Below are 6,406 nucleotides of genomic sequence, written 5' to 3'. Positions count from 1 at the left end.
TCGGCCAACAGCGCCACCACCCACTCGATGCCGCCATAACCGCTGGGCGGAACGGGATACCAAGGCGGCGCAACCACGGCGATCCGCATAGAGCACCTTGCTTCGGTGAAGCTGTGACCAAACCCGGCTACCCACCAGGTGGCAAATCAAGCGGCTGGCGCGGCACGCCGCCTGGCACCGGCGACTACTGCCCGGCCCGTTGCAGCCACTGGTCTACCGACGTCGGCGACGCTGGTGGCGTCCGCCCGTTCCGTCCTCGTCCTGGACGTCGATCTGCTCCTTGCGGACCTCCTCGGCCACCCGCTCCTCGCCGGTCACGGTGTCCTTGTCGAGCCGCACCCGCTCGCGGGGCACGACCCGCTTCTCGACCACCGGCTCCTCCTCCCGGAGGATCACCTCGTGCTCCTCCTCAGAGATCTCCGGGCCCGAGGTGGCGGCGTCGAGGTTGGCGTCGGTGATCGGCTCGCGCTCAACCCGCACCCGCTCCCGCTGGACAGGAACGGTCTGCTCCACCTGCTCGGTGGTGACGTACTTGCGCAACCGGACCCGGCCCCGCTCGCGCTCGGCGGTGCCGACCCGCAGCTCCTCCTCGGAGCGGGTCATGGCGTCATCAGTCGTCGGGCCCGACACATCCCGTCCCACCGCACCACGGTCGGTCGCGCGCCTCCTGGTGGTGCGGTCATAGTCGAGGCCGTAGTGGCGCCACAGCCGCCGCTCCTCGGCCTCCGACAGATGCCCGTCGGGGTCGATCCGGGGGGCGTCCTTGACCAGCTGCTTGTCGTAGGGGACTCGGACGTCCTGGTCGGTCTGGGTGGCCTGGGCGAGGGGGACGAAGCTGGACTTGGTGCCGAACAGGCCGGTGTTGACCAGGGCCCACTCGGGCTGGCCGGTCTGGTCGTCCAGGTAGATGGCGTCGATGGTGCCGATGCGGTCGCCGTCGCGGTCGACCAGGGTGCGGCCTTGCCAGCCACGGACGGTGTCAATGTCGGGCATCTGCGTTCCTTCCCTTCCAGTCCTTCCAGAGTGATGCTTTCTACTGGAATGACTCGTTGTCGGGTCTCGCATGACGCGAAGCTGCGCGCCGGACGATGGCCCATCACCCCAGCGCCGCTGGTGGCCCTGGCTGTGGCCGCGATGGCTGCGCCGGCGCGGGCCCGTGCGGGTCGCGGCCGGCGCAGTAAGACAGAAGCAGGAGAGTCCGCCGCTCGGCAGCCGGCCTGCTGCGGTCGTCAACCCGTCCCAGCTGTGACCGAAGGTTGGCCGTCATGGAGGATCGATCAACTGGTCGTTGTTGCTGGAGGCGGCACCAACTGGACCCGTCGGCGTCCAACTCCGAGGTGGCCAGAGCCTCTCGCAACCCCAGCAGCTGGTGGCCGAAAACCGAGGCGCCAGTTGGCCCAAGGGTCGGCTGTTTGGCCATCGCCTGGGCCACCAGCGCCCGCACCGCCACGGGAACGTCCTCGGGCAGCGGGGGCGGCGGCTGCAGCAGGTGGGCCAGGGCGACCGCGATCGGATGCCCACCGCCAGAGGGGCGACGGCCGGCCAGACACTCATAGGCCACCACCCCCAAGACATTCAGGTCACTGGCCGCGGTCGCCGCTTGGCCGGTGGCCTGCCGCGGCTGCAGCTCTCCAAGGGTCTCCTTGAGCGTCTGGCGGTAGCTGGCTCGTGCCGGCTCGTCCAGCTCGCCCCCGTCGCCGGGCTGGCCGTGGAGCAGGTGATGGACGCGTTTGGTGACCTCGAGAACTCTTGGTCGCCCTCGATCACCACCCAGCGGGTGTCGACGCCCGCGCCAGCCAGGTAGCCAAGCAGGAAGTGCAGCATCTCAGCGACCCACCGCCCTGCTCGGTCGAGTTGACCTGCCCCAGCAGGCGGCGTTGCCCGCCGCCCGAAACGACAAGGGCGAACCCATCACAACCCGCACGCCAGTCCTGCCTGCCCTACCGATACGGACTCGTTGGCGTACGTCCCATGACGCCAAGCCTGGGTCGCGACGTCGGATCATGGCTGGTTTGGCAGCGGTGTTGCCGGGAAGGCGACCGGCCCGACCGAACACCTACCTACAGCACCCTGGAGCATGTGCAACATGGGACCTGTTCTCAGCCTGGTGATCGCCGACCCCCAGCAGCTGTTGGCTGAAGGGCTCGCCATACTCCTGGACGCCGAGGACGACTTCGCCGTGCTCGGCGTGGCCCACGACGGCCCAGGAGCACTCAAGCTGACCGCCGAACACCAACCCGCCGTCCTCCTGCTGGGAGCCCCCTTGCCTGGGAGCGCTCTGACCGCGACACCGACCGCGGTGAAGGCCGTCTCACCGGCTACCAAGCTGTTGTTGCTGGCAGGCCAGGCCCCCTGGGACCAAGTTGCGGCTGTGACCGCCGCCGGCGCTGACGGCCTGCTGCCCAGAGACAGCTCAAGCCGGCAGGTCGCCAACGCCGTCCGCGCCGTGGTCGACGGCACGCCGGCCATCGTGATGGCGACCAAGCCAGCACGGCCCAGTCACGACCCGAGGGTCGACCTGCGGGTAGGGACGCTGTCCAATCGCGAGCGCGAGCTCCTTGGGCTGCTGGCCAGCGGCTGGTCCAACCGGCGGATCGCCGAGGAGTGCTTCCTGTCGCTCCACACCGTCCGCACCCACGTGCAGAGCATCCTGGTCAAGCTGGGCGTCCACTCCAAGCTGGAGGCAGTCGCCTTCGCCTACCAGCACAGCCTGGTCCCGATCGGTGACCGGGATGTCTGGGACCGTCACAGCGCCTGAAGGCCATGGCGTCGGCTGGATGACCGCTGAGCTGGCGACACACGTGAGGCGACGCCACGCCGATCGAGCCGCCGACGCCCTTCACAGAGCAGCGTGTTGCGTGGCGGGCCCTGGTCTCTTTCGGGTGGATCCGACCCAAGCCAGCATGATCTAACGCCGGCGCCGCCTCGGCGATGTGGGGTGGACGGTGACCTTTGGCGGTCCACCAGCCAGGATCCCAACCCCCGACCCCGTGGTGACGGATCGGCCCCGACGTCCTAGGGGACGGCCAGGCGCCGCCTGGCTGCACCGGGCCGAAGATCGTACAGGCGCCCGAGAATGTGCCGTGAACGTGAGTGCTGTTGATCGGTCCTGTCGCCGGGTTGACCAGTTTGGGTTGGTCCTCGGGCGAGAAGTGTGGGGTGAGGCTGGACTGCATTGGCTGTTGGCCCGCAGCAGCCGTTGCGGCAGCCAGCCGGATGGAGGAAATGATGAGCGGTGCCCATCGGGTCCCTGAGACCCGGTTGCTGGGCCAGGGCGAGCTGTCGGCCGACCATGCCTGGCGCGCCCTGCGCCGCTACGGCGGCTGGCACCTGCTCCGGGATGCCCTCGTGCGGTTCCGCTCCGGCGACGGCTTCAGCCACGCCAGGGCGCTCGGCCTGCAGCTGTGCCTGGCCGCGGTGCCCTTGCTGATCGCCCTCAACGGGCTGGCCAGCGAACTGGGGGGCCTGCGGCAGGGTGGTCGGGTGGTGGCCGACACCGTCTTGGCCCTGACCCCGGGGGCGAGCGAGTCGCTGGTCCGCCAGCTGCTGGCGCACGAGGAACGCGTCCGCGACAGTGGGCAGGTGGCGTTGTTGCTCGGTCTGCTGACCGCGGTGGTGGCGCTCACCGCCGCCGCCGGCCAGATCGAGCGGGGCGCCAACCGGATCTACGGGGTGGATCAAGACCGTCCCGCCCTGCAGAAGTACCTGCGGGCCCTGCTCCTGACCGCGGTGGCCGGCCTGCCGGCGCTGGTCAGCTTCCTTCTGCTGGTGGCCGGCGGGGCCATCGGTGCCTCCATGCAGCGCTGGTACCACTGGGATACCGCAGCTGCGACGACCTGGAACCTCGCGCGGTGGCCGGTCAGCCTGGGACTGACGGTGATGACGGTGTCGCTGCTGTTCCGCTACGCCCCCCGCCGTCAGCAGCCCGGGCTGTCATGGCTGATGATCGGAGCTGGCCTGGCCACGGCCCTGTGGTGGCTGGTCAGCCTGCTATTGGCGGCCTACGCGGCCCAAAGCGGCGACTTTGGTGCGACCTATGGTCCCCTGACCGGGGTCATGGCGCTGTTGCTGTGGGCGAATCTGACCGGGATTGCGCTGTTTGTGGGCGTCGCCTTCGCCGCCCAACTGGAAGCCAGACGGGTCGGGATCTCTGGACCGGCCGTGGCCGACCACGACAAGGCGTTGGAGGAGCGGAGCGAGACCCCCCTCACCAGCCGCGCCTGACCGTGGCCTCCGACGATTACCACATAGCGGGTCGTCCTGGCACGTGCAAGGTGCTCGCGGCGCCCACGTCGTCCCTTCGTCGAGTTCACGCAAGATGACCAGCAGGCCATGACAAGCCGAGCCCGGCCATAACCCTCAGGCATCCGACCCTCCGGATAACCGTGACCATGCGGTGTGGAGCGTGATCTGGCCGGCGGTGGGGTTCTCCAGATCAGGTCGGCCACTCCACCCGCCGACCACCGCCAGCATGAGCAAGAGAACGCGGCCATGCGGCAACCTCCAGAAGAGTTTCCTCGGCCGGCGACTCCACGGCGGCGATTGATTCAGGCTCCTCCCGGCTGCACCGGAGGACCGCTTCGACCCAGAGTGCTCGTGGGAGCCAGGTTCGGTGGCCGGTAGGCTAGTTGCATGAGTGAGGCGGTGACCATGTCGGTCGAGCCACCAACGCCCTCGGCCGAGCAGCTTGCCGACTGGCAGGCCCTGGTCGAGCGCATCCGCCAGGGCGATCGCTCCCAGGTGCTGGCCTGGGATGCGGTTGCAGCTACTGGGCCTAATGCCGCCTACCAGGTCCTTGTGACGCAGCAGGTTCACCGGCGGCTGCGCGGCGCCCCGCCCCTGCTAGCCGGCTCGGTGGCTGGCGTCGTCGCGGTCCTTCGGGTGGATCCGACCGAAGCGAGCATGATCTTTCGCCGACGCCGCCTGGGTGATGGCGGCTGGACAGTGACCTTCGGCACCGCCCAAGGATCACTGACCTACTGGGTCCTGCAAGCCGAGCGGATGGTGGTGCTGCTCGACCTGACCTGGGCGGAATGACAAGCAACAGGTGGCATGCCAGCTGCGGGTGGTACGGGATCGACCGGGGAGGTCATCGGGACGCCAGCGCCGTCTGATCGCCACCCATCCACGCTGGTTGCTGTGGGTGTGGGTGGGTGGACAAACGGTTGATCAGCTCCTCCTCTGGCCTGGACCGGCGCGCGGTTGACTGTGTTCACCGATTTGCGCTGTAGGTGCTGGAGATGCGATCTTGCTGCCTCGGCGCGAGCGACGGGTTGTGCGCGTCGTGGATGGAGGGGGTGCCATGAGCGCGTACCAACCGGACGCCGAGGCCACACAGCACAACGGCGAGGGACCGCCAGCCTTTCGGGTGGTGCGGCGTGGGTACGACCCCGAGGAGGTCGACGCCTACTTCTCCCAGCTCGCCACGCGCCTGAACGAGGCGGTCGACCAGTACGCCAAGGCCGAGCAGGCACGGGCCGAGCTCCAGGATGAGGTCACCAGCCTTCAGAAGCGAGCGCCGTCCTTCGAGCAGGTTGGTGGGGAGGCGGCCGCGCTGTTGCAGGAGGCCGGCCGCACGGCCGAGCAGATGGTCGAGAACGCCCGGCGCCGCGCCGACACGATCATCGAGAAGGCCCAGCAGCAGGCCGAGCAGATGCGGGCCGATGTCACCACCGAGGCGCAGAAGGTGCTGGAGCAGGCTCGGGAGGTGGCCGAGCAGATCCGCGCCGAGGTGGAGCAGGAGCGGGCGGCGGTGGTGGAGGAGACCGATCAGGTGCGCGCATTCCGCGATGGGCTGTTGGACGACCTGGGTCGGGTGCACGGCGAGATCAGCGGACTGCTGGAGCGGACCCGCATGCAGCGGGACCAGGCGCTGCCTGCCGGCGGCACCGCTGATCCCAAGGCCACACAGAATGGCAAAACCAAGAAGCCGACCGAGCCCACCAAGGTCGCCGAGGACAACTAGCGGACCACCATCCGCCAGCCAAAGCGAAGCGAGGCACTCACTCCGGTGGACTTGGCCAGTTGTGCCGTCTTCGCCGATCGGCGCTGCCTCCCGGGGCGGTGAGCAGGCGGGGTGCCTGCTAGTCCCCAAAGAGGCGCCGCGATGGGGCCCCAGGCCGGTCAAGTACGGCCGGCAGCGCCGCGAGCTGTAACTGGTCTGGGGGTGGCCGCGGCGGTAAGGCCGGGCTTGAGGGGGCTGGGGTGGCGCTACGCTGGAGGGACCGGCGGGCACGACCACGGTGACCGACCCGGTCTGGCGGTTGGCCAGGCGGCCCCGCCTGCCTCGACGGCCGTCGCCTAGCGTGTCGGGCACAGCTCAGCAGTTGTTTCGGAGATGACTGCAGATCTTCTGCCGACGCCGCACGGCTGGTATTACCGGAGGGCGTCCGCGGCGGCTACTACC

5 protein-coding genes are annotated in these 6,406 nt (G+C 69.2%); 4 read left to right on the top strand and 1 reads right to left on the bottom strand.

Annotated elements, in window-relative coordinates; all coding sequences use genetic code 11:
- Positions 1-213 precede the first annotated feature (213 nt).
- On the bottom strand, positions 214-993 hold the full coding sequence (locus tag VF468_28030) for a PRC and DUF2382 domain-containing protein (GenBank protein ID HEX5882134.1): 780 nt from the start codon (positions 991-993) through the stop codon (positions 214-216).
- 1,093 nt (positions 994-2,086) lie between these two features.
- Here VF468_28030 and VF468_28025 point away from each other — a divergent pair.
- The 4 genes from VF468_28025 (at position 2,087) to VF468_28010 (ending at position 5,965) form a co-directional block, all read left to right on the top strand.
- Positions 2,087-2,758: a response regulator transcription factor gene (locus VF468_28025; protein ID HEX5882133.1), complete on the top strand. Its 672-nt coding sequence runs from the start codon at positions 2,087-2,089 to the stop codon at positions 2,756-2,758.
- A gap of 470 nt (positions 2,759-3,228) precedes the next feature.
- A complete protein-coding gene (locus VF468_28020; protein HEX5882132.1) occupies positions 3,229-4,224 on the top strand; it encodes a YihY/virulence factor BrkB family protein in 996 nt (331 codons plus the stop codon).
- A 408-nt stretch (positions 4,225-4,632) separates the two neighbouring features.
- Positions 4,633-5,037, top strand: a complete 405-nt coding sequence (locus VF468_28015) for a hypothetical protein (protein HEX5882131.1) — start codon at positions 4,633-4,635, stop codon at positions 5,035-5,037.
- A 211-nt stretch (positions 5,038-5,248) separates the two neighbouring features.
- Positions 5,249-5,965, top strand: a complete 717-nt coding sequence (locus VF468_28010) for a DivIVA domain-containing protein (protein ID HEX5882130.1) — start codon at positions 5,249-5,251, stop codon at positions 5,963-5,965.
- Positions 5,966-6,406: the final 441 nt, after the last annotated feature.

Source organism: Actinomycetota bacterium (assembly GCA_036280995.1).
GTDB lineage: Bacteria > Actinomycetota > CALGFH01 > CALGFH01 > CALGFH01 > CALGFH01.
Note: the sequence above shows the minus strand (reverse complement) of the source record. Positions and strands in the feature narration are given on the sequence as shown.

What these genes read in the sequence shown, in the direction of transcription:
- VF468_28025 (HEX5882133.1), top strand. Translation starts at nt 2,087, where the DNA reads ATGGGACCTGTTCTCAGCCTGGTGATCGCCGACCCCCAGCAGCTGTTG.
- VF468_28015 (HEX5882131.1), top strand. Translation starts at nt 4,633, where the DNA reads ATGAGTGAGGCGGTGACCATGTCGGTCGAGCCACCAACGCCCTCGGCC.
- VF468_28020 (HEX5882132.1), top strand. Translation starts at nt 3,229, where the DNA reads ATGAGCGGTGCCCATCGGGTCCCTGAGACCCGGTTGCTGGGCCAGGGC.
- VF468_28030 (HEX5882134.1), bottom strand. Translation starts at nt 993, where the DNA reads ATGCCCGACATTGACACCGTCCGTGGCTGGCAAGGCCGCACCCTGGTC.